Consider the following 20140-nt stretch of genomic DNA (forward strand, 5'->3'; position numbering starts at 1 on the left):
CTCGCTGTTCCTTAAGAACCGGCTTGTACAATGACATTTGAGACTACAACAAGCGGAGGGAACGAGATTGATACAGATCCATCAATTGAACCATTCATTCGTCATCGGAAAAAAAGGGAAGGAACAGCGGATTCCGGTGTTGAAAAATTTGTCATTCGACGTGAAAAAAGGGGAAATCGTTTCGATCGTCGGCCGGAGCGGCTCGGGGAAATCGACGCTGCTTCATATACTAGCCGGTTTTTTGAAGCCGGATAGCGGGGAGATTCATGTGGACGGTACGAAGACGTCTTCCTTCAATGAAACCGAAAGTGCCCAATTCCGGCTGGACCATTTCGGTTTCATCTTTCAAAGTTTCCAGCTTATGCCCGGATTGACAGCATTTGAGAATATCGAGCTACCACTGAAGTTAAAGGGGATGAACCGGAAGGAGAGACAGGCGAAAGTGGAACAGCTCCTGCAGCATGTCGGCCTTCGCGAGGTTCAGGACCATTATCCGAATGAATTATCGGGCGGCCAGCAACAGCGTGTCAGCATCGCCCGCGCGCTCATCACCGATCCGCCGATTATTTTGGCGGACGAGCCGACGGGCAGCCTCGATTCGGAGACGGAGCAGGACATTTTGCTGCTCATCCAGTCGCTCAATCGTACGCTCGGTATTACGTTCGTCATCATCACCCACGATGAGGAAGTGGCCGAATCGGCGCACCGGACGTACCGGATGCATGATGGGGAACTCGTGGAAGGCGGTGTGTCCCATGCAGTTTAACGACCAGGTGGATTTCATCCGTCAACATTTGAAGAAAAACAGGATGCGCGTCTTCATGACAGTACTCGCAGCGACGATGGGAACGGCATTTTTGATTGTCCTCGCATCGGTCGGATTTGGGCTGCATGAGACGATTCGGAGCGAGGTGCTGGACAATCGTCTTGTGACGGAAATAGAAGTGTATGAAGGCGACATCGATGAACAAAAAATGGAGGAATGGAAGAAATCGGATCATGTGAAAGCGGTCATTCAGAGATGGAGACTGGATTTGCCGTACGAGACGCAGATGGACGGCTACAAAGGGTACCATAATATGACGGTCACTTCTTTCGAGGAGGAACAGAAAGCCGGGTTCGCCTTGGCGGAAGGGCGTCTTCCGGAAAAGCAAGGTGAAGTCGTGGTCGGCTATCATTTTGCGAGTCAACTGTACGAAGAATCGACGACGGAAGAGGCCGAGCCGGCACCATATGATGGGGAGTTGCTCGGGAAGCAGTTCACGTATTTCATTGGCAACGCGGAGGGCGAGATGCTGGAAAACGGTATCCCTTTGACGATTGTCGGGATTGCGAAGGAGCCGACGAAAGAGTGGGTCGTGGATGAGCGAGTGTTTGCCGATAACTCGATTGTTCCGCTTTTATATGAAATGTACGGGGCGGAGGACGCAGAAATATTTTACCGGAATACGAATGTGTATGCCGATGATTTAGAAAACGTCAAAGTGGTGAGCGAGCAATTGCGGGACGAAGGCTATTCGGTCTATTCGATCTCCGATGAACTCGATCAGCTCGATATTTTCTTCACAGCGTTGAAGGCGGGTCTTGTCTTCGTCGGGACGATTGCGATTTTGATTGCGTCCATTGGGATTTTCAATACGATGACGATGGCGGTGACGGAGCGGACTCGCGAAATCGGCGTCATGAAAGCGATCGGGGCGAATCCGAAACTGATTCAACGTCTGTTCTTGATGGAAAGTGCGTGGATTGGGCTAGTTGGGACAGTGCTTGCTGTTTTGATTTCTTACGGGGTGAGTATGATTGCCAACTGGGTGCTGCCGATCATCGTGGCATCCGCAAGTGGGGAAGAAAGCTTCGAAGAACTTGGTGTCGTGTTTTCGATCATTCCATGGCAGCTCGTTGTCATCGCTTCTGTGATCAGCTTGTCCGTCGCCATTCTGTCCGGGTGGCGCCCCGCACGGAAAGCGACGAAGATTGACGTCATCGACGCATTGCGTCAGGAATTGTAAGATTGAAAAAGGGGAAGCGGTCTGTGTGACAGCTTCCTCTTTTTATTATTTTTCCTTATCCAGAAATTCGAACAACCGGCTGTCCAAGCGTGCCAGCTGCTTGACCTGTGAATGGGGGAATCCATCCTTGTTCGTCTTCTGGGAACACATCCAGCAAGAACAATGAATTTTCCCTTTTGCGAAAGAGCCGGAGAAGCGGGAATACCACCCAATCTGTTTCGCCAGTTTCGTCTTGCGACGGATGACTCGTTCACGGTGATGCCGATAATAGGCACGATTTCGATTAGTTTGATGCGGCTTCATTTGCCATCACTCCTTAGGATAAGGCCCAGCCTGCAACGGTCCCCAAAGGATATTTCGACCGTTACAGGCTGGGTATGATGGCGATATATGTGGATGAAATCAAGAGTGACACCTCGTTGGAATGGTTTTTATTTATTATAACAGTGGAACTGGTGACAGTCACCTGCGCAAATTTTACTCAATTCTGAATTGTGTCTGAATTGTCTTGGTGACTGTCACCATAATAAAGGACTCGGTTCGCCTACGCTGTATAAGTGCAAGTGATGCATAGCCCGGGTGCAGGCTGTGTAAAATAATCTGCGCAGGCTGTCATCACCGTAACTTTCCGCAGATGCATCATAAATGAGTACCGCGTCGAATTCGATGCCTTTGGCCAAATACGCGGGGATGACGACAACGCCTTGCTCGTATTCAACCGATCCGCTTTTCACGAGCTTCAAGTCTTCGATGCCGCTCAAGGATTCGTAGGCAGCCGCGCTTTCCGCTTCAGATTTGCAGATGATCGCGATGGTGTAATACTGCCGTTCCCGCAAGTCTGCCACTTTGGAAGCTATGGAACGATGCAATTCCGCTTGATTGTCCAGTTGTGTCAATAGGGGCATCTCGCCATCGCGGTCAAACGCTTCAATCCGTTCGCCGTTTGGTACGAGTCCGCGGGTAAATTCGACGATTGGCCTCGTGGATCGGTAGCTGCGGGTCAAGTTGATCGCCACCGTTTCATCCGGCCCATATAAGCTGGTCAGCATTTGGAAATCAACCATTTCACTGGCATGGGCGAATATGGCTTGATTAAAATCACCAAGCACGGTCATTTTGGCGGAAGGAAACAGGCGCTTCAAAAACTCGAATTGGAACGGGGAATAGTCTTGCGCCTCGTCTACCAGTATATGTTTGATCGAATTATTCGTCTGAAAGCCTTGAATTAGCTCTTTCATTAATAAAAACGGAGTGGCGTCTTCGTAATATAAATTCCCTTCGTCCAGCATTTTCAAGGTCGACTGGCAAATATCCGGCCATTCCTCGGGTGCTTCTCGGTCCATCCATTGGCTGATCCGGTTGGGATCTGTAAACAGATTCCTATAGATCCCCTTGATATTAATGAATCGCAACGCCTTGATCCGTTTTCGCACAGGCTTTAGCTTCTGGCGGACGATGAAGCGCGCTAACGCCTCGGGCTCCATTTCATAATCATGGACCGCCTCTCCTTGAAAGCCGCGCTTTTTTGCCAAGTAGGTGAATGCTTTATCGTACTCCTCATCGCCCAGCAATTCAATTTCTTCCTGTACCCACGGCTTCGTCCGTTCGCGCCTTTCGGCTTCGTCGATTTGCTTCAGTAGCCAATCCTTCAGTTTTTCAAGTCGGCTATGAAATCGAAGTTCAGTGTCACAGCTATAAAACCGTTTCGCAATTTGTTTGGCGGTCACGATTGTCTCCCCTCTGAAAGTGATCCGTCTGAATACCATTCCAGCCTTTTCCAACGACTTCCGGTATGCTTGGATCGCTTCGAAAAAATGGGGGGTAGCCTTGAATCGGATGCTTGCCATTCTGGTACTGTAGATGGGATCATCCGTTGCAGTCAAAACGTATTCCAATTGGTCGTACGGATTCTCAACTTGAAACTCCTGAGTCAACCGATGATCCAAGTATTCTTGGAATGTGACCTGCTGCATATTCTCTTCGCCGAGTTCTGGCAACACATTGGAAACATAACTATTAAATAATGAATTCGGTGAAAAAAGAATGATTTGATCGGCCGTCAGCACATCCCGATTTTTATAAAGTAAATAAGCCACTCGCTGCAGGGCAGCCGATGTCTTCCCGCTGCCGGCAGCACCGTGCACAATGAGCATCCGCCCTTGATCGTGCCGAATGATCCGGTTTTGTTCCTGCTGAATGGTGGCTACGATACTGTGCATATGTTTGTCTGTCCCTTTACCGAGCACTTCTTGTAAAATTTCGTCTCCAATTGTCAGGCTGGTGTCGAACATCGATTGGATCAAGCCGCCACGAATAAGGTATTGCCATTTATTCTCCAGTGTACCGTGGATGACACCGCCCGGGGTAGTATACTTGGCGGGACCCGGCGGGTAGTCGTAGTAAATGCTCGAGATGGGGGCCCTCCAATCGTAAATTAGAATGTCTGCGCCGCTTGGATCCATGAGCGTAGAGATGCCGATGTAGATTCTTTCCGCAGTAGGAGTTTCTTTTTCCGTGAAATCAATGCGTCCAAAATAGGGCATCTCTTGCATCCGCCGCAGGGAGGCTAATCTCTTAGAGGCATGTCGATGGGTGCTTTGGTTGACAGACAGCGCCTGAGCTTCTTGGCGTAAGCCGATGATCGTCTCCAGATAATCGTCGAACGTATCCAGATTCACTTTTACTTCATCCCAAAAATGTTTGCGGATTTTCACGACTTCCTTCCGACGTCTGGAAGTTTCGTCCTCCAATCTCTGGATCTGCTCCGTAATCGTCTCCATGACGCTGTTCACTCGTTCTTGCTCCTCGCGAAGTTCCACGTTCATGTCCAACACTCCTTTTTGAAAATAAAACTTGACAAAAAATGATTTCATGGTGTAAAATTAAAGTAGGGATAATATACATAAAAGCAAATTTAAAGTGTATCTTTATAAAGATACCATAGTTTTTCTTTTTAATCAATGCGTTTTCGCGACCCAAAAACCAAATTCCGAAGTGAAATCAATACAATAAAGAAGAGTGGAAGCCGCCTGCATAAACGGTTTCCACTCTTCTTTTTATTTGTGATGAACGCTTATTCTGCTGTTTCTTCACTGTCCGGATTGATTCCGAAATCATTCCGCAATTCTTCAAAAACGCCTTTCAGTTCCATTTCTTCCATCCAGAAATTGACGGTATTCAGGAACTTTTGATCGTCTTGTTGCATGAGATAGCCAAATTGGCTCGGCTCCCATGGATCTTCGGTTAAGGCTGCATACAGCACGTCGTTTTCTCGTGCATAGTGGATGGCTTCAATGCTATCGGTAATCATGACATCCACTTCTCCGCTAGCAACCTTACCCGGGATGTCCAGATTATTTTGAACGACAATGACATTCGCATTGGTCATGTGCGCGTTCACAAATTTTTGGTTTGTCCCACCCGGATTCACTCCAATTGTCACGTCAGGCTGATTGATGGCTTCCAAGCTCGTAAACTTCTCTTTATCTTCTGCGCGGATCAGCGGTGATTTTCCAAATGGAATGTATCCATGTGAAAATTGTGCCTGAATTTGTCTTCCCATATTCCGAGTGATACCACCCATGGCAATGTCAAACTTATCCGCCAGCAAATCTTCCATTAAAGTAGGCCACGTTGTTTCAACGAACTTTACTTCGACCCCCAGTTCTTTTGCAAGTGATTTGGCTGCCTCGATATCATACCCTTCATATTGTTTCGTTTCGGGATTCAAGTAGGTGAACGGTTGATAGTCTCCTGGCGTCCCGACCCGGATAACCCCTTGGTCAATAATTTGATCGAGTCGAGAGTCGGACAGGGAAGCATCTGTTTTGTCTTTTTCACTAGCCGCTGAAGTAAACATGGAGTAGGTCAAAAACCCGGAAATTGCTAGAATGACTGCTAATACTGCTTTCAAACTATTTTTCATTCCCAAAGCCCCCTAGAATATTCATATTATTTTAATAATTATATCTATTGGTTGATAGCTTGTCAATTATCCACTGTCTGCATACGATTCCACCAAAATTTTTATAAAATCATTGAAACTTTTCCCGAAAATCTCCGTCTGTACGTTGCTTATTAGATGGTGTAGGTATGAGGAAGATTTCAAGTGACGACATTCAAAATATTGTCGTACTGCTAGGAGTGTAGTGGATAAAATGAAAGATTTAAAGCAAGCTCAAAAAAGATATCGTCCGGAGATTGAAGGGTTGCGCACGATTACGACGTTGTTAATCGTCATTTATCATATTTGGCTAGGGAGGGTATCCGGAGGGATTGATGTATTCTTTGTTCTTTCCGGCTATTTGATTACCATGTCTCTTTTATCGAGAATGGAGAGAGCGGGGAGAGTGCGGTTCGGGGAATATGTAGGGGGACTCGCGAAAAGGCTGTTCCCGCAGGCCTTATTGGTCATTATCGTGATTGGAATTCTGGCGTTGCTGTTTTTACCTCAGTCGGAATGGAACCCGATCATTGCCCATATGGCCGCGTCTACGCTCTATTTTGAAAACTGGCGTTTGGCGTTTGATGCAGTTGATTATTTAGCGCGGGATCATGCGGTCAGTCCATTTCAACATTTTTGGTCATTAGGTGTACAAGGCCAATTTTATATTTTTTGGCCCATTTTAATCACTGCGGTGTATATTCTAGCCCGGAAAGTCTTGAAAACGCCAGTGCGCAAAACGTTTTTATTGGCATTGTTCGTCGTCTTCATCTGTTCGATCGGTTATTCTATGTATCAAACAAAAGTGAATCAGCCTTGGGCGTATTTTGATACGTTTGCGCGCATGTGGGAATTTAGCGTTGGCGGAATGCTGGCATTGGTTTTACCGTATTTATTTCTGAATAAATGGCTAAACACGGTACTGGGGTGGCTCGGACTCTCGATCATTTGTTTAACCGGCTTCTTGCTTCCGGTCTCAACGGTGTTCCCCGGTTATTTGGCGCTTGTCCCGATCAGCGGGGCCTTATTGGTGTTAATCGCTTCTGAAAATAGTACGAAATTCGGTGTGGATCGATTGTTAAGCGTCAAGCCGCTGACGTTTTTAGGTGGTCTGACGTATGGGATTTATTTATGGCATTGGCCGCTTTTGATTTTCTATAAGGCAGTGACGGATGTAGAAACCGTTCCGATCGTTGAGGGGATTGTCCTCATCTTGGCGACGGTTCTTTTATCGCTGCTCTCTACAAAATTACTGGAAGCGCCGATTTTGAAGTTGGATAAAAAACAAATGAACGGTAAACTTGCGGCTGTCTTATGTGGGCTGTTGGTCGTGACAGGAAGTTCCATACTAGCCATTACGACGTATATTGAAAAGGTGAAGGCCGATGCGCTGGTCACCGGTTATGACGAAAAAGATTACCCGGGAGCGAAGGCTGTCTATGAGAATAGCGACCCCCCCAAAGGGATCGCGCCCATTCCGGCAGCCATCGATATTCAGTCAGATCTTCCTTCCTTTTATGAGAATCCAAACTGCTTCGCAAAAAATGATGTCGATGTACAGAAGTGTTCATATGGGGTGGTTACGGATCCCGGCTATACAGTAGCCTTGGTCGGCGGATCGCATTCGGGACACTGGTTTCCGGCATTGGAAGTGTTGGCAGAAGACCTGAATTTCCGGATCGATGTCTATAATCATGATGGCTGCCGATTTACAAACGAAGATCCAGAGCGTCACTTAACCGAGGCTTGTTTACAGTGGAATGAGAATTTGATTGAGCATTTAAAAGAAGATCCGCCAGACTTGGTTTTCACCACGTCCACATTGAATAAGCGGAAGACGATACCGACTGGTTATATTAACCAATGGAAAGAACTAGAGGGGATCACCACGATATTCGCTGTACGGGATAATCCTCGGATGAAAAAGAATATTCCGAGCTGTTTAGAAAAGAATAACAACCCGATGCGATGCGCAATTCCAAGGGATCAGGGGGTCTCGAAGGAAGTACCGTGGGAGAAGACCGAGGGCATTCCATCGAACGTAGTATTCGCAGACCTCACGGATTATTTCTGTGATCAAACCACTTGCTTTTCCGTCATCGGGAATATCATCGTCTATCGTGACAACAACCATATTACGGCGACGTATGCCAAAACATTGGCGCTTCCTTTAAAGGAACCTTTGGAGCAGGCGTTGAGGGATTTATAACAAGAGCATGTTTGTTGGAAGGAGCGCCAAGTGCTAACACAATTTGGAACTGTGTTAGGGCTTGGTGTTTTTGTTTTAGGTATGATGGTAAGGAATTAAGTGAATGTATTCAGGAAAAATGGCAATTACGTTGTCTGAACGGAGAGAATTATTTTATGTGAAAATTCCAGAAAGACTTTTTTATGGAATGACAAGGGATTGAAACAAGGGCAACATGTAAGAAATTTAATAGGTACATGTAGGACGGGGAACGTATGTATGGTATAATGAAAGAGTAATAGAATAGGTGACTCAAGGGTGGTCGGCCATTTCCCGTAAGAAGGGAGGTGGTCGCATGTCAGTATCTGAAGCACTAATGCTTATGTTAACATTTGGAGTATTAAGGAAGGCAGTCTAAGAACGCGACATCCTGTCGCAACGACTGCATGACCCGCATCCTGCGGGCCTCAATACTGTCATTCCACAATAAAAAATAATCCATCCTTGAGTGGGTAGCTCATACGGGATGGATTATTTCATCTTCTGCTGATCCCCTTGAAGGGAACCTGCTATTACAGACCGCCTAATGTTAGCGCATTGGGCGGTCCTTTTTAGTTTACTCTTAGGCAACAATAATATTCCTGTTGCTTATAGTATACTGGAGATTTTTATTCATTACAATGAAAACGTGCATTTGGCAATAAAGCTTTGTAGATAATATCAGTATATATTTACCCCCCAAAAAACTTTTTCAAAAACCTTTGAAACTTTTCCTGAAAATCTCCGTCTGTACGTTGATTACTTGGCGGTGGGGGAAAATTAGATGAGAAAAATGTACAGTAATGCACTGTTGCTGGTGTGCTTGAGTGTATTGATGCTGTGGATTGGGACGAAATGGAATGTGGTGGAGTCGGCGTTTATTAAGGGGTTTGGGGGCGCGTCTGCGGAGGAGGAACCGTTTGTCGTAGAGCGAGAGTTTGAGCGGGTGTTGACGCTGCAGGAGCGCCGGCCGATTTATATGAGGGGGGACACCTTTACTCAGATCGGTGAGTTGGAGGCGGGGCAGCCGGTTGCGGTCACGGGTGAGGACGAGGTGTATTATGAGCTGCGCTTGGGGAATATGACTGCCTTTGTCCGCAAAGGGCAGGAGATGATTGAGAAAAAGAAGCTTTTGACGTTTGTACATACGGAGCGGTTTGCTGCTGTTCATACGCTGCACAAGACCGCGGTGTATGAGGACGCTGACTTGCAGAGCGCCGTTTTCCTGCAGTTGGAAGAAGGCTATCGCTATCCGATTGTGCGGGAGGAAGCGGATTGGTATATCATAGCGATAGGAGAGCGGCCGGGTTATATTGAGAAGCAGTCCGTTGTGTTGGACAAAGGGCTGCCGGTGCTTGTCTACCATCATATTTTACCGCGCGATTTGATGAAAACGGCGGTCAGTACGATTTCGTTGGAGGCGTTTGAGGAACAGATGGCGTATTTGGCGGATCATCAATTCGAGACGCTGTCGGCTCATGAGCTCTATGATTATTTGGAAGGGCGGCTTGTCGTACCGGACAAAGCGGTGCTCATCACATTCGATGACGGTTTATTATCTTCTAAGGAATATGCGTATCCGATTTTGAAGCAATACGGGTTCAGTGCGCTGCATCATATTATTTCCTCGCGTACGGATCGGGCACAGGGAACGCAACTGTTTGATGCGGAAGGGCCTTTGCAGTTTATGACCGCTGTTGATTTGAGTGAGCTGGCAGATGTGTTTCAATTTGAAGCACATACAAATGACCTGCATTCCCTTCTGAATGGGGTTGGCGTTGCCTTGGATAGTTCACAAGAAGAGATTGTTGCGGATTTGCAGCGAAATTTGGAGCAAGTGCCGGCAGCCGTTTCTCTTGCCTATCCATATGGGCAATACAATGAACAATTTGTCGCAGCGGCGAAAGAGGCCGGGCTGTTGATCGGCTTTACGACAGTCGAAGGGTATGCCAATCGAAAGGCTTCCAATTATGAAGTCAGCCGGTTCGGGATGACAGAGAATAAGTCATTTGAGCAATTTGTAGCGTATGTGGATGGGGACATGACGTGGCCGTAGAGGAGGGCGAGGTTTCGTAAATGAATGAGTTGGATCAAATAATCGATGAACATTCGCGCTATTTAGTGCGCATCGCTTATTTATATGTAAAAAACTGGTCGACTGCTGAAGATGTTGTGCAGGAGGTCTTTGTCACGTATTTTCAAAAGAGTGACCAGTTTCGCAATGAGGCGTCATTGAAGACGTATTTAACAAAAATGACAGCCAATCGGGCAAAGGATTATTTGCGCTCGTGGAAGCATAAAAAAGATGTGCTGTTTGATACGATTTTCGCCTCGACGAAAGGCACAGAGGAAATTGTGCTGGAGCAAGAACGGCTGGCCTCGCTGGAAAAAAACCTTTTCCAGCTTCCGTTAAAATATCGTGAACCTTTAATTTTATTTTATTATGATGAGCAATCGATAGCGGACATCGCAAATTATCTGAATCTGAATGAAAATACCGTGAAAACACGTCTGCGCAGGGCCAAGCAGCAACTGAAGGAATTTTTTGAAGAAGAGGAGGTAGTGGACCATTGAACGATTTCAAACAGAAGCTCGACGACATGATGGGCGATACATCGGAACAGGAAAGACGGATCAAGCAGCGTGTGCATGAAAATTTACGACCACCGGCTAAAAAGTTCTCCTGGCAAGTGCTGTTTGCCGCGGTGGCAGCACCCGCATTGGCGCTGTTCCTTATTTTCACACTGGACTCTTCTGATTTGCTTTCTTCCGATCAAGGACCGGGTGTTCCTTATGATCCGCTGGATGATTTGGCACAGATTTCAGCACTGCAAAAAAAGCAGTTGCTGTCAGTGGTGGAGCATGAAGAGTTTGCGAAGTTGCCGCATTTCGATCATGTGGACGGTCTGCATTATGTCGATAAAGAACCGTTTTCCTTGGAGGGGAGTTCTGATGCGTTCCATACCGTCATCGAGCGCAAAGCGAATCTTTTCGATGAGGTAGTATATGAAGCAGGCGATATTGTCCGCACGATGACCAATACGACTAGCCATTTACCGACCTATGTGGATGTCTATTACGAGGTCATTGCGGTTCCGGGGGATCGAGTCGTGTTGAAAAACGGCCAGCTGAAGATCAACGGCAAACCGTTGCAATCGGAACTTATGGAGCGTTATGAAGAACGGGGAATTACGATTGCAGGGGGGTACGACCAACTGTTGAATGCGCGGGAATATTTTCTATTGAATCATTTTCCGGCAAGTGAAACAGTGCAAGGAGCAACGATTACGCCTGTGCATAAAATCTTTGGCCAAGTGGTTGGCGTCGCAACGGAGGAACGTTCCAATTCGATTTATCTGGATTATTTATCCGGAGAGCTGACGGGCGACTATACACCAGAACAATATTTTGATCTGTATTTGTATGACAATCTATTAGGTTTCAATACGTTGCCGCAAACACCGGCGTTTGCTCAAATAAATCGGTTAGGGGAGTTGTTTTTAGAAGCCGCCTATCGGAAAACGGTTCCCGTTTCGGAGAATGAAGTGGAAATCCGCTATCAATATGGGCGGGAAGGCGTCGCGGAGCATGTGTTTCATATGAAGAGGGATGCGGAGACCGGACGTTGGGTCGTTGATTAAGTAGGGAGACGCCATTCACCCAGGCGTCTTTAAAAAGCGGGCCGTCAGCTGTCGGCAAACAGGAGGGGATCGAACAGTGAAAAAACTAGTATTTTATCTCATGATGGTCATTCTGGCGAGTGCAGTCTTCCATCATCCGGCGCAGGCGGCAGAAGAAAAAACGTACGGTGATGTGAAGTATAAAGTCGTCACGGCAAAAAATGGCAAGCAGGAAATCCATATTACAGGATTAAGCAGCTATAAAAATAACATCGTCATCCCAAGTAAAATAGAAGGGCTCCCAGTCGTCGAAATTGTCGACAGAGCCTTTACTTTCGACCGTTCGGATTATGCGTCTGACGGAACCTATGATCCGATGGACAGCGAAGAATATCGGAAAACGTTCATCAAAAGCGTGCAATTGCCGGGCACGCTGAAACGCATCGGGGACGAAGCATTGGCCGGGCATTCTTTGACAAAAATCGCCCTGCCCGCCAGTCTCGAGGAAATCGGCCGATCTGCTTTTGCGAGAAACGGATTAACTGCGCTTACAATTCCTGCGTCTGTGAAAAAAATTGATGGGAATATCGTAGAAGCCAACCCGATTAAAACGGTTAAACTGCCGAAGCAGTTTGAAACTGTGAAGAGCAAAAAACATGGGGAATTTCTGTATACGGTTTTTGAACAGAAGGGGAAGAAAGAAATCCGCATCACAGGCCATACGATCAAAAAGAATAGAGCAAAACTTGTCATTCCCGCGAAAATCAATAATCTACCAGTTACTGAAATCGGAGACTATGCTTTTTCGGAAGGAAATAGTTTACTTGGCATCATAGAAAATTACGATTTTCCGCATATCAAGGAAATCGTACTGCCGCCTTCAATCCGGAAAATTGGAAACGACGCCTTTTCAACCATTTACTATCAAAGCAACAGATCGCTTCAGCTGCCGAGAGATTTGGAAGTGATCGGCAACTACGCGTATAAAGGTAATGGAAGCAAGAACGGCGGGAAGGAATTGAAATTCCCGCCGAAAATCAGAGTCATTGGCAAAGAAGCGTTTATGTATAATCAACTGCAATCCGTCACCATCCCTTCAACGGTAAGGGAACTAGGGAAAGGCGCTTTCGCAGGGAATCAATTAAAAAAAGTGACAATCGGAAATGGACTGACAGAGATTCCTGCCAATGCGTTTCGGACAAATGCGATTACAAACTTGACCCTGCCCAAACATGTGAAGACAATCGGGGAACGAGCATTTGAAACAAACAAGTTGCCAAGAATCGTCTTGCCGGCCAGCGTCGAGACCATAGAGGATTTTGCATTTGCGGACAATGCATTGACAGAAGCGAGCTTGCCGAAACAACTGCAATCGATAGGTAAATACGCATTTGCGGGCAATCGACTCCGGACGTTCACATTTCCTGATCGGATCAAAGTCGTTAGTGAAAGCGTACTGTCCCACAATCAATTGACGGCTGTCACTTTGCCAGACGGCATTCAGACAATCGGCGATGGCGCATTTTTTTCAAATAAATTAACTGCATTTACCATCCCGCCGAACGTCAAAGTGTTCCCGTATAACATCATTGAAGCGAATCCAATAAAGGTCATCACAGTGAAAGGTCCCTCGACGCGGTTCATAAAAGACCTCTATCTAGTTTGGGGTGAATATGGAGAAGTCGGTACAAATATACCGCAACTGTTCACAGATCGTAGTATGACACAGGAATGGACTGGCTGGGAGCAAGCTTCCGCACCGGCTACGTTGTACGTCAAATACAATCCGGATGCCTATGTGTTTCCGGAATGATTTTATTGAAAGCAACCAGGTTGGCAGCAAACCAGAAGAAAAACCGTCAACCAACCGTTATCTATAGGGGCGCACTAACCTGGTTGTCATAAAATAAGCGTCTACATTCAAGGAGGTTTTATCATCTTGGAAGGCAAAATAACTGCAAAAGTAATCATGGCGCTGTTGTTCCTATTCGCAGCCCTCCCATTCCAAGCACAGGCGGCCACCCCATTTTCGGACGTGGATCAGCATTGGGCGAAGAATGAAATCATGTATTTATCCGAACGCCACATTATCGGCGGCTATCCGGACGGCACATTCAAGCCGAATGAGCCGATCACCCGGGCACAAGCTTCCGCCATGCTCATTAAAGCATTGAACATTCCGCTAACGGAAGATACATCCGTCCAGTTCAAAGATGTGTCAAAAAATTCCCCGTACTACCAGATCCTAGCGACGGTGAATGAAAAAGGCATCCTCCGCGGCGACAATGGTTTCATGCGTCCCGGTGAAATCACATCCCGTGCACAAATGGCCGCAATCCTGCGCCGTGCGTTCGACTTGTCGCTTGACAAGCAGCCGACTTTTGTCGATGTCACGCCAGCTCACTGGGCGTACCAGGACATCAATGGGATTGCAAAACAGCGCATTGCGGGTGGATCGGACGGCAAGTATATGCCGGCAAATCCTGTCACCCGTGCACAATTTTCGGCATTTCTTGTTCGAGCGCTAGATGATAATATGAAACTCAGTCGCTACCATTCTTATGTCAGTGTGAAAGGAAAAGCCGTCGAGCAGAACGGATCCTTGTATACGATTCCGCCGGATTGCTACACATGCGCTAAACTGGTCAAGCAAGATTTGAAAACTGGCGCAAGCGAAGTGTTATTGAGCAATACGGATTTTGCTTCTGAAGCCGGCGTCTATGTTGTCAGGTTCCATGAAGGGTTCCCGCTGATCGTCTACAACGAAGAAATTTTCATCCCGTTTTGGTCGGCAGTCCATGAAATGACCGATGTTCCGTATTCGTATGGTTTGATCCGGACGAAGACGAGTGTGGAGGACGCTCCCATTGACTCGGCTTTGATGCAAGGAATGGGTGGGCGGACATTCCGCAATCTATTTATTTGGAATGATCGAATCTACTACACGAACGAAAAAAATCAAGATGAACCTTATTTGGATTGGAACTTCAACCAAGGCATTCCGCAAGACAGCCCGCTCATCCTCTATTCGACAGCGATGGACGGCAGCGATCAGAGAAAAGAATTCACTTTCAATGCACGGATCATTTTTGATGAGGTATCCGCGATGCCAAGCGTTCCGTATGTGAATCAAAACAATAAATCGGTCTTGTATGATCACTCGACCCTGTACTATTTTAATAAAGCAGGCGTCTTCAAATACAGTCTGCTAGATAAAAAGGCGAGCAAGATTTCGAATGTGCTGGCGAAGGATATGGAAGTGACAGCCACGCAGTTAATCGTCACGGATCAGAAAGGGAAGAAACATACGCTGAAGAAATAATAGAAGGAGATAGAGAGTTTTGGAAAACCAGGCTGGCAGCCGCCCACAGGAAAAAGCCGTCAACCAACCGCTTACGATAGAGGCGCACCAGCCAGGTATTCCGCTTGTCCAATATGTTTGGGACTAGGGGTGATTCTATTAGGAGGTCTACCATTTTGAAAAATAAATTTACCGCAGCAGGGATGGCGCTACTGCTCGTATTCGCCGCACTGCCAATTCAAGCCCAGGCTGCTGCACAGTTTTCCGATGTAAAAACCCATTGGGCGAAAAATGAAATCAAGTACTTATCCGACCGCAATATCATCGGCGGTTATCCGGACGGCACATTCAAGCCGAATGAGCCGATTACCCGAGCACAAGCTTCAGCGATGCTTATCAAAGCATTGAACATTCCGCTGACGGAAAATACATCTGTCCAGTTCAAGGATGTGGCGAAAAATTCACCGTACTACCAGATCCTCGCAACGGTGAATGAAAAAGGAGTCCTACGCGGCGATAATGGCTATATGCGCCCCGGCGAAAAAACTTCGCGGGCACAAATGGCCGCGATCCTACGCCGTGCGTTCGACTTGCCGTTAGACAAGCAAGCGACTTTTATTGACGTCACGCCGGCTCACTGGGCATATCAGGACATCAATGGAATCGCGAAACAGCGCATCGCGGGTGGATCGGATGGCAAATATATGCCGTCGAATTCCGTCACACGTGCCCAGTTCTCCGCATTCCTAGTCCGCGCACTGGACGATAAGATGAAACTGAGCAAATATCATTCGTATGTGAGCACGAAAGGGAAGACGGTGGAACAAGAGGGTTTCATCTATTTCACAGAACGGGATACAGAACACCGCTACTCGGTCATGAAGGAAAACAAGGAAACCGGCAAACGGGAAGTGTTGCTGCGAGATGTAGAGGTGCCGCGAAGTGATTGGGATTATGATCCCCGCTTCCTGCATGACAATACGCGGCTCGTCCTGTACAACGATGAGCTGTACATCCCGTACTGGAGCGGCGCATTTGCCGAAGCGGATGAAGTGCCGTATGCTTTTGATGTGATGAAGATCAAGACGGATGGACAGGAATTGGTGAAAATAATGGAGCCGAGCGGAAGGGTGATGCTCCGCAATCTGTTCATTTGGAATGATCGGATCTATTTCACTGATACGGATGGTTGGAGTCCGCGGGCAGTCAGTCCGGATGAATTTGAGGACGGTACACTTGTACTCTACTCCACACCGCTGGGCGGCCTCGGCAATAAGCGGAAAGAACTGGTCTTTGATGCACGCGTGACATTTGATCATTATGATGAAAAACTAAACCAACCAAACCTGAATCGGGAAGCGGGCGGAGAAAACCTCTCCGTGCTGTACGACCACTCCACGATCTATTATTTCAATAAAAAAGGCGTCTTCAAATACAACCTGCTCGATAAAAAGACGAGCAAGCTCTCCACCATCCTTGGCAAGCGCATGGAAGTGACCGAGACGCAGCTGATCGTCACAGATGTAAAAGGGAAGAAACATTCATTGAAGAAATGACTAGAACGGCATGCCTTTGTTAACGGGCGTGCCGTTGTTATTTGATGTCACAGGTTTACATAATTATATTATGAAGAAGAGTGAAAGAAATCGATATTATGAATTCATAAAAAATTGGCAGCGTCCATGCGGCGTTTGCCATTCTTTTTTTATTCTACCATTTTAAGAATAAACATGAATCTTTAAACGAAATTCAAAACCTCTTGCGCAGTCAACTCCGAATTTATTTCCCCAGCTTGTATCCCTTTCCCGAATGGGTCCCTATGTACTAAGTGAAAGAAACTATCTATCGGAGGGATCCTTATGAATCTATTGATCAACGAATCACCACTGTTCGTCCAGCCGTCATTGGCGAAAGAAATGGGCCTGAACGAGGCGCTGATCTTACAGCAACTGTATTTCCGTTCGCTCATCGCGTCGAAGCAAAAAGACGGTTTTTCATGGGTTTACAAGACGTACGAGGAATGGCAGGAGGAGTTTCCGTTCTGGTCGGTCGACACGATCAAGCGGACCATCCGCAGGCTGGAAAAGAAGGGGTATGTCATCTCGACTTCCGCCTTCAACAAGATGAAAACGGACAAGACGAAATGGTACCGGATCGACTATGCAAATTGCTCCCTTCCATCGGTGCAACCTGTCCCTTCGAACAAGGCAAAACGACCCGCTGGAGAGGAGCAGCTTGCCCCATGCGAAGAGGGCAACTTGTCCCTACCAATAACCAAAGAACTTAAAAGAGATTTAAATAAAGAATATGTCGGGACACGTCCCGACGTCGTCTTCGAAGTGATCGATTACTTGAATGCAAAGACCGGGAAGGAATTCCAAGCGAAGTCGAAATCAACCCGACGGATGCTCAACGCCAGATTGTCGGAAGGGTATTCGCTGGAGGACTTCAAGGCGGTGATTGACGTGAAAGTGGGACACTGGGGGAACGATCCGCATATGCGCAACTATTTACGGCCGTCCACGTTGTTCGCACCAACCAACTTCGAAAATTATCTGAACGAAGTACCTGTTGGGAAGTCGCCAATGGCGACCGTCGTGCATCAATCGCCCGTCCTTGATTTCGGGAAGGGGGAATCCCGATGAATGGACTGCAACTTGCGGAAAAGAGCTTGCTTGGCACAATGCTGACGGAAAATTATTTGATTGGCGACAGCGGTTTGCGAGAAACATTTTTCATAAATGCAGCACATCAACGGATTTTCAGCTGTATGCAGCGGCTCGCAGCGGACGACAGGGCTGTCGACTATATCACCATTCTGACGATGACTGATCCGCTCGAGCTCGGCGGCGCGAACTATGTGGCCAATCTGCAGAACTTTGCCAACCCGGCGCGGTTTGACGAATACAAGGAAATAGTCATCGGGGAATGGAAAGCGCGGGAAAAGCGGCGGTTGCTGCAACTGGCGCAAGTGGAGGATTGGCAGATCGAACATATCCAGAAAGCGTTCGATGATTTGGAGGCCGAACATATGCCGCAAGAAGACGCCTCCATCAAAAACGACCTCATCGACCTGTTCGAGCTTCCGTTCCAGCCGTTGGACGAAGAGGCTGGCATGACGACCGGTTTGCGGGATCTCGACAAACTGCTGAACGGCTTCCAGGACAGCGAATTGACGATCATCGGAGCACGGCCGTCGATGGGGAAGACGGATATGCTGAATCACTTGGCGCTCCATGCCGGGCTGGCGGGGCATTTGCCGATCATCTTCTCGCTCGAAATGAGCCGTAAATCTATGGTCACACGACTCATCGCATCTGCCGGCGGCTATAATCGGTTGCGGATGCGCAATCCCCATCGCCACTTCGATGACCAGCAAAAAGCGGGCTGGACGAAAACAATCGGTTTTCTTGACGAGGCTGACATCCATATCGACGATCGCAGCGGCTTGACAGTCGGGCAAATCAAGGCGACAGCCCGGCACATTATCAAAACGAATCCGGATAAAAAGCCCATTCTCTATATCGATTATTTGCAGTTGATTCGGCCCGATAATATGCGGGGCGACCAAACCGAGAAAATCGGGCAAATCAGCTACGACTTGAAAAACATGGCGAAGGAATTCGGCTGCCCCGTCGTCTGCCTGTCACAGTTGAGCCGGGGAGTGGAAGGTCGTCTGAACAAGCGTCCGCTCATGAGCGATTTGCGCGATTCCGGAAATCTCGAGCAGGACGCGGACGTCATCTGCTTTCTCTACCGCGACGATTACTACAACAAAGAGAGCGATACTGGCAACCTGCTTGAAATCATCGTAGCCAAGCATCGGAACGGGCCGACCGGAACGGCGACGGTCGCTTATGTCAAGGAAACCGGAAAACTGTATGACATCAATTGGAGCGAAAGGAAGGGATCGGCATGACCGTGACAGTGAAGGAAGTATTCGATTTGGCGGTAGAAACGGATATGATCCGGCTGGCTCACAGCATTTACTGGGCACTGGGGGAGCGGTTGGTCGGGCTGCAGGATGATAGTGAAGTACTGCATCGGCTTCGTTATGAGGATTCGGCAATCGACTCCATGTCGGAACAAAATGTGCTTGGCATCGGACGCTTTCAGCTGTTCGTAATCGAAACAGGCAGCGAAGGGTGGTATTCCTTCATCCTCGCCGAAAATTTTTTCGACGCCTTCCATCTGCATGCGGACCTTTTCCAGGAAAGGCCAAAGAACGTCACGAAAGCGGAACGGCTGATGATTCCCGCGATGCTGTTGGCTGATACCGGGGAAGAGGTGAGTCTGTATGAATATCGAAAAAGCGTAGTGGCATTTCCGGCGTATGTCGGCCATGCGAAGGCGAGGCAGCGGGTGTTATACCGGTAGGGGGCGATGTTTAGCAACAAAATATTAAAAATAAAGCAAAAATTAAGTTTGACAAATTTGTGAACAAGGTAAATAATAGAGGAAAGGGGTGTTGGGTATGGAAGCCAAATTACAAATATTGAACGCTGTTAAAGTTGTCGGCATTACAGTGCTTACCATCGGAATCTCCATCTTCTTGTACGGATTCTTTGTAAGCGATTACAGTGCAATTACAGGTATTGGAATCGGGACAGTGATGGGAGCGATTTTCATCTTCCTGATGGGGGTATTTTTCGTCGCAACAGAAGAGATGCATGAGAAAGTGAACCAAAACATAAGAAGTATCCAATAAAAAGAGGAAAGGGGCACCATGATTGGCGCTCCTTTCCTTTGTTGTTCCATTACATATCCCAGATCAAGATTAATAACGTACCGAAAATCGTGACGAGGGCGATGGCGATGCCGTAATAAATGTTCAAGTAAATTGGCACTTTATCCTCCGACTCACCGACGTGCATGAAGCCGATGAGTTGAACTGCCGCCTGCACTAATGCCGTGGCTAACAGGATTGTCAATCCTACAGCAAATGACATATCCAAGAAATAGACCGACAATGCCGTTACTGTCAGAACGAGTGAAAAGCCAAAGCCCATTACCAGTTTGCGCGGGAATAATTCGCTCATA

Annotated in this window: 17 protein-coding genes; 13 read left to right on the forward strand and 4 right to left on the reverse strand. The window is 47.4% G+C overall.

What is annotated here, in order from left to right; genetic code table 11:
* Positions 1-67: 67 nt before the first annotated feature.
* Together MKY41_RS03520 and MKY41_RS03525 are read left to right on the forward strand one after the other, a co-directional pair.
* Positions 68-766, forward strand: coding sequence for an ABC transporter ATP-binding protein (locus MKY41_RS03520; RefSeq protein WP_340743725.1), 699 nt, complete (start codon positions 68-70; stop codon positions 764-766).
* On the forward strand, positions 756-2009 hold the full coding sequence (locus MKY41_RS03525) for an ABC transporter permease (RefSeq protein ID WP_340743726.1): 1254 nt from the start codon (positions 756-758) through the stop codon (positions 2007-2009). Before MKY41_RS03520 ends, MKY41_RS03525 begins: the two co-directional genes overlap by 11 nt.
* 45 nt (positions 2010-2054) lie before the next feature.
* Here MKY41_RS03525 and MKY41_RS03530 read toward each other — a convergent pair whose 3' ends face one another.
* From MKY41_RS03530 to MKY41_RS03540, 3 genes are all read right to left on the reverse strand, one after another.
* On the reverse strand, positions 2055-2312 hold the full coding sequence (locus tag MKY41_RS03530; protein ID WP_340743727.1) for a hypothetical protein: 258 nt from the start codon (positions 2310-2312) through the stop codon (positions 2055-2057).
* A 215-nt stretch (positions 2313-2527) separates the two neighbouring features.
* Positions 2528-4834 (reverse strand): RNA polymerase recycling motor HelD, encoded by a 2307-nt coding sequence (gene helD, locus MKY41_RS03535; RefSeq protein ID WP_340743728.1) that lies wholly within the window; start codon positions 4832-4834, stop codon positions 2528-2530.
* 248 nt (positions 4835-5082) lie between these two features.
* A complete protein-coding gene (locus tag MKY41_RS03540; RefSeq protein ID WP_340743729.1) occupies positions 5083-5934 on the reverse strand; it encodes a transporter substrate-binding domain-containing protein in 852 nt (283 codons plus the stop codon).
* A gap of 232 nt (positions 5935-6166) precedes the next feature.
* Between MKY41_RS03540 and MKY41_RS03545 the strand changes: the two genes are divergently transcribed.
* The 11 genes from MKY41_RS03545 to MKY41_RS03595 all read left to right on the forward strand — a co-directional run bounded on the left by MKY41_RS03545 (position 6167) and on the right by MKY41_RS03595 (position 19808).
* A complete protein-coding gene (locus MKY41_RS03545; protein WP_340743730.1) occupies positions 6167-8161 on the forward strand; it encodes an acyltransferase family protein in 1995 nt (664 codons plus the stop codon).
* 802 nt (positions 8162-8963) lie between these two features.
* Positions 8964-10235, forward strand: a complete 1272-nt coding sequence (locus MKY41_RS03550) for a polysaccharide deacetylase family protein (protein WP_340743731.1) — start codon at positions 8964-8966, stop codon at positions 10233-10235.
* Between the two features lie 20 nt (positions 10236-10255).
* The gene (locus tag MKY41_RS03555; protein WP_340743732.1) at positions 10256-10753 is read left to right on the forward strand and encodes a sigma-70 family RNA polymerase sigma factor; all 498 of its coding nucleotides are present in this window, start codon (positions 10256-10258) and stop codon (positions 10751-10753) included.
* Positions 10750-11820 carry a S26 family signal peptidase gene (locus tag MKY41_RS03560; RefSeq protein ID WP_340743733.1) on the forward strand — a complete coding sequence of 357 codons (1071 nt, stop codon included), beginning with the start codon at positions 10750-10752 and terminating at the stop codon, positions 11818-11820. The genes MKY41_RS03555 and MKY41_RS03560 overlap by 4 nt, the downstream gene beginning before the upstream one ends.
* A 76-nt stretch (positions 11821-11896) precedes the next feature.
* Complete coding sequence (locus MKY41_RS03565; RefSeq protein ID WP_340743734.1) at positions 11897-13612, forward strand: leucine-rich repeat domain-containing protein; 1716 nt, start codon at positions 11897-11899, stop codon at positions 13610-13612.
* Between the two features lie 126 nt (positions 13613-13738).
* A complete protein-coding gene (locus MKY41_RS03570) occupies positions 13739-15121 on the forward strand; it encodes an S-layer homology domain-containing protein (RefSeq protein WP_340743735.1) in 1383 nt (460 codons plus the stop codon).
* A gap of 155 nt (positions 15122-15276) precedes the next feature.
* Positions 15277-16656, forward strand: coding sequence for an S-layer homology domain-containing protein (locus MKY41_RS03575; RefSeq protein WP_340743736.1), 1380 nt, complete (start codon positions 15277-15279; stop codon positions 16654-16656).
* 303 nt (positions 16657-16959) lie between these two features.
* On the forward strand, positions 16960-17745 hold the full coding sequence (locus tag MKY41_RS03580; RefSeq protein WP_340743737.1) for a conserved phage C-terminal domain-containing protein: 786 nt from the start codon (positions 16960-16962) through the stop codon (positions 17743-17745).
* Positions 17742-19019 (forward strand): replicative DNA helicase, encoded by a 1278-nt coding sequence (locus MKY41_RS03585; RefSeq protein WP_340743738.1) that lies wholly within the window; start codon positions 17742-17744, stop codon positions 19017-19019. The genes MKY41_RS03580 and MKY41_RS03585 overlap by 4 nt, the downstream gene beginning before the upstream one ends.
* Entirely contained in the window at positions 19016-19477 is a 462-nt protein-coding gene (locus tag MKY41_RS03590; protein ID WP_340743739.1) for a hypothetical protein, read from the forward strand. The genes MKY41_RS03585 and MKY41_RS03590 overlap by 4 nt, the downstream gene beginning before the upstream one ends.
* Before the next feature lie 97 nt (positions 19478-19574).
* A complete protein-coding gene (locus MKY41_RS03595) occupies positions 19575-19808 on the forward strand; it encodes a hypothetical protein (RefSeq protein WP_340743740.1) in 234 nt (77 codons plus the stop codon).
* Positions 19809-19857: 49 nt separating this feature from the next.
* On the opposite strand, the gene qoxD is transcribed toward MKY41_RS03595, so the two are convergent.
* A complete protein-coding gene (gene qoxD, locus MKY41_RS03600; RefSeq protein WP_340743741.1) occupies positions 19858-20139 on the reverse strand; it encodes a cytochrome aa3 quinol oxidase subunit IV in 282 nt (93 codons plus the stop codon).
* Position 20140 lies beyond the last annotated feature (1 nt).

It is taken from the genome of Sporosarcina sp. FSL W7-1349 (assembly GCF_038003045.1).
In the GTDB taxonomy this organism is placed as follows: domain Bacteria; phylum Bacillota; class Bacilli; order Bacillales_A; family Planococcaceae; genus Sporosarcina.

Coding starts and splice junctions, on each gene's coding strand:
- MKY41_RS03540 (WP_340743729.1), bottom strand. CDS start 5,934: ATGAAAAATAGTTTGAAAGCAGTATTAGCAGTCATTCTAGCAATTTCC.
- MKY41_RS03590 (WP_340743739.1), top strand. CDS start 19,016: ATGACCGTGACAGTGAAGGAAGTATTCGATTTGGCGGTAGAAACGGAT.
- helD (WP_340743728.1), bottom strand. CDS start 4,834: ATGAACGTGGAACTTCGCGAGGAGCAAGAACGAGTGAACAGCGTCATG.
- MKY41_RS03555 (WP_340743732.1), top strand. CDS start 10,256: ATGAATGAGTTGGATCAAATAATCGATGAACATTCGCGCTATTTAGTG.
- MKY41_RS03545 (WP_340743730.1), top strand. CDS start 6,167: ATGAAAGATTTAAAGCAAGCTCAAAAAAGATATCGTCCGGAGATTGAA.
- MKY41_RS03530 (WP_340743727.1), bottom strand. CDS start 2,312: ATGAAGCCGCATCAAACTAATCGAAATCGTGCCTATTATCGGCATCAC.
- MKY41_RS03550 (WP_340743731.1), top strand. CDS start 8,964: ATGAGAAAAATGTACAGTAATGCACTGTTGCTGGTGTGCTTGAGTGTA.
- MKY41_RS03585 (WP_340743738.1), top strand. CDS start 17,742: ATGAATGGACTGCAACTTGCGGAAAAGAGCTTGCTTGGCACAATGCTG.
- qoxD (WP_340743741.1), bottom strand. CDS start 20,139: ATGAGCGAATTATTCCCGCGCAAACTGGTAATGGGCTTTGGCTTTTCA.
- MKY41_RS03595 (WP_340743740.1), top strand. CDS start 19,575: ATGGAAGCCAAATTACAAATATTGAACGCTGTTAAAGTTGTCGGCATT.
- MKY41_RS03525 (WP_340743726.1), top strand. CDS start 756: ATGCAGTTTAACGACCAGGTGGATTTCATCCGTCAACATTTGAAGAAA.
- MKY41_RS03580 (WP_340743737.1), top strand. CDS start 16,960: ATGAATCTATTGATCAACGAATCACCACTGTTCGTCCAGCCGTCATTG.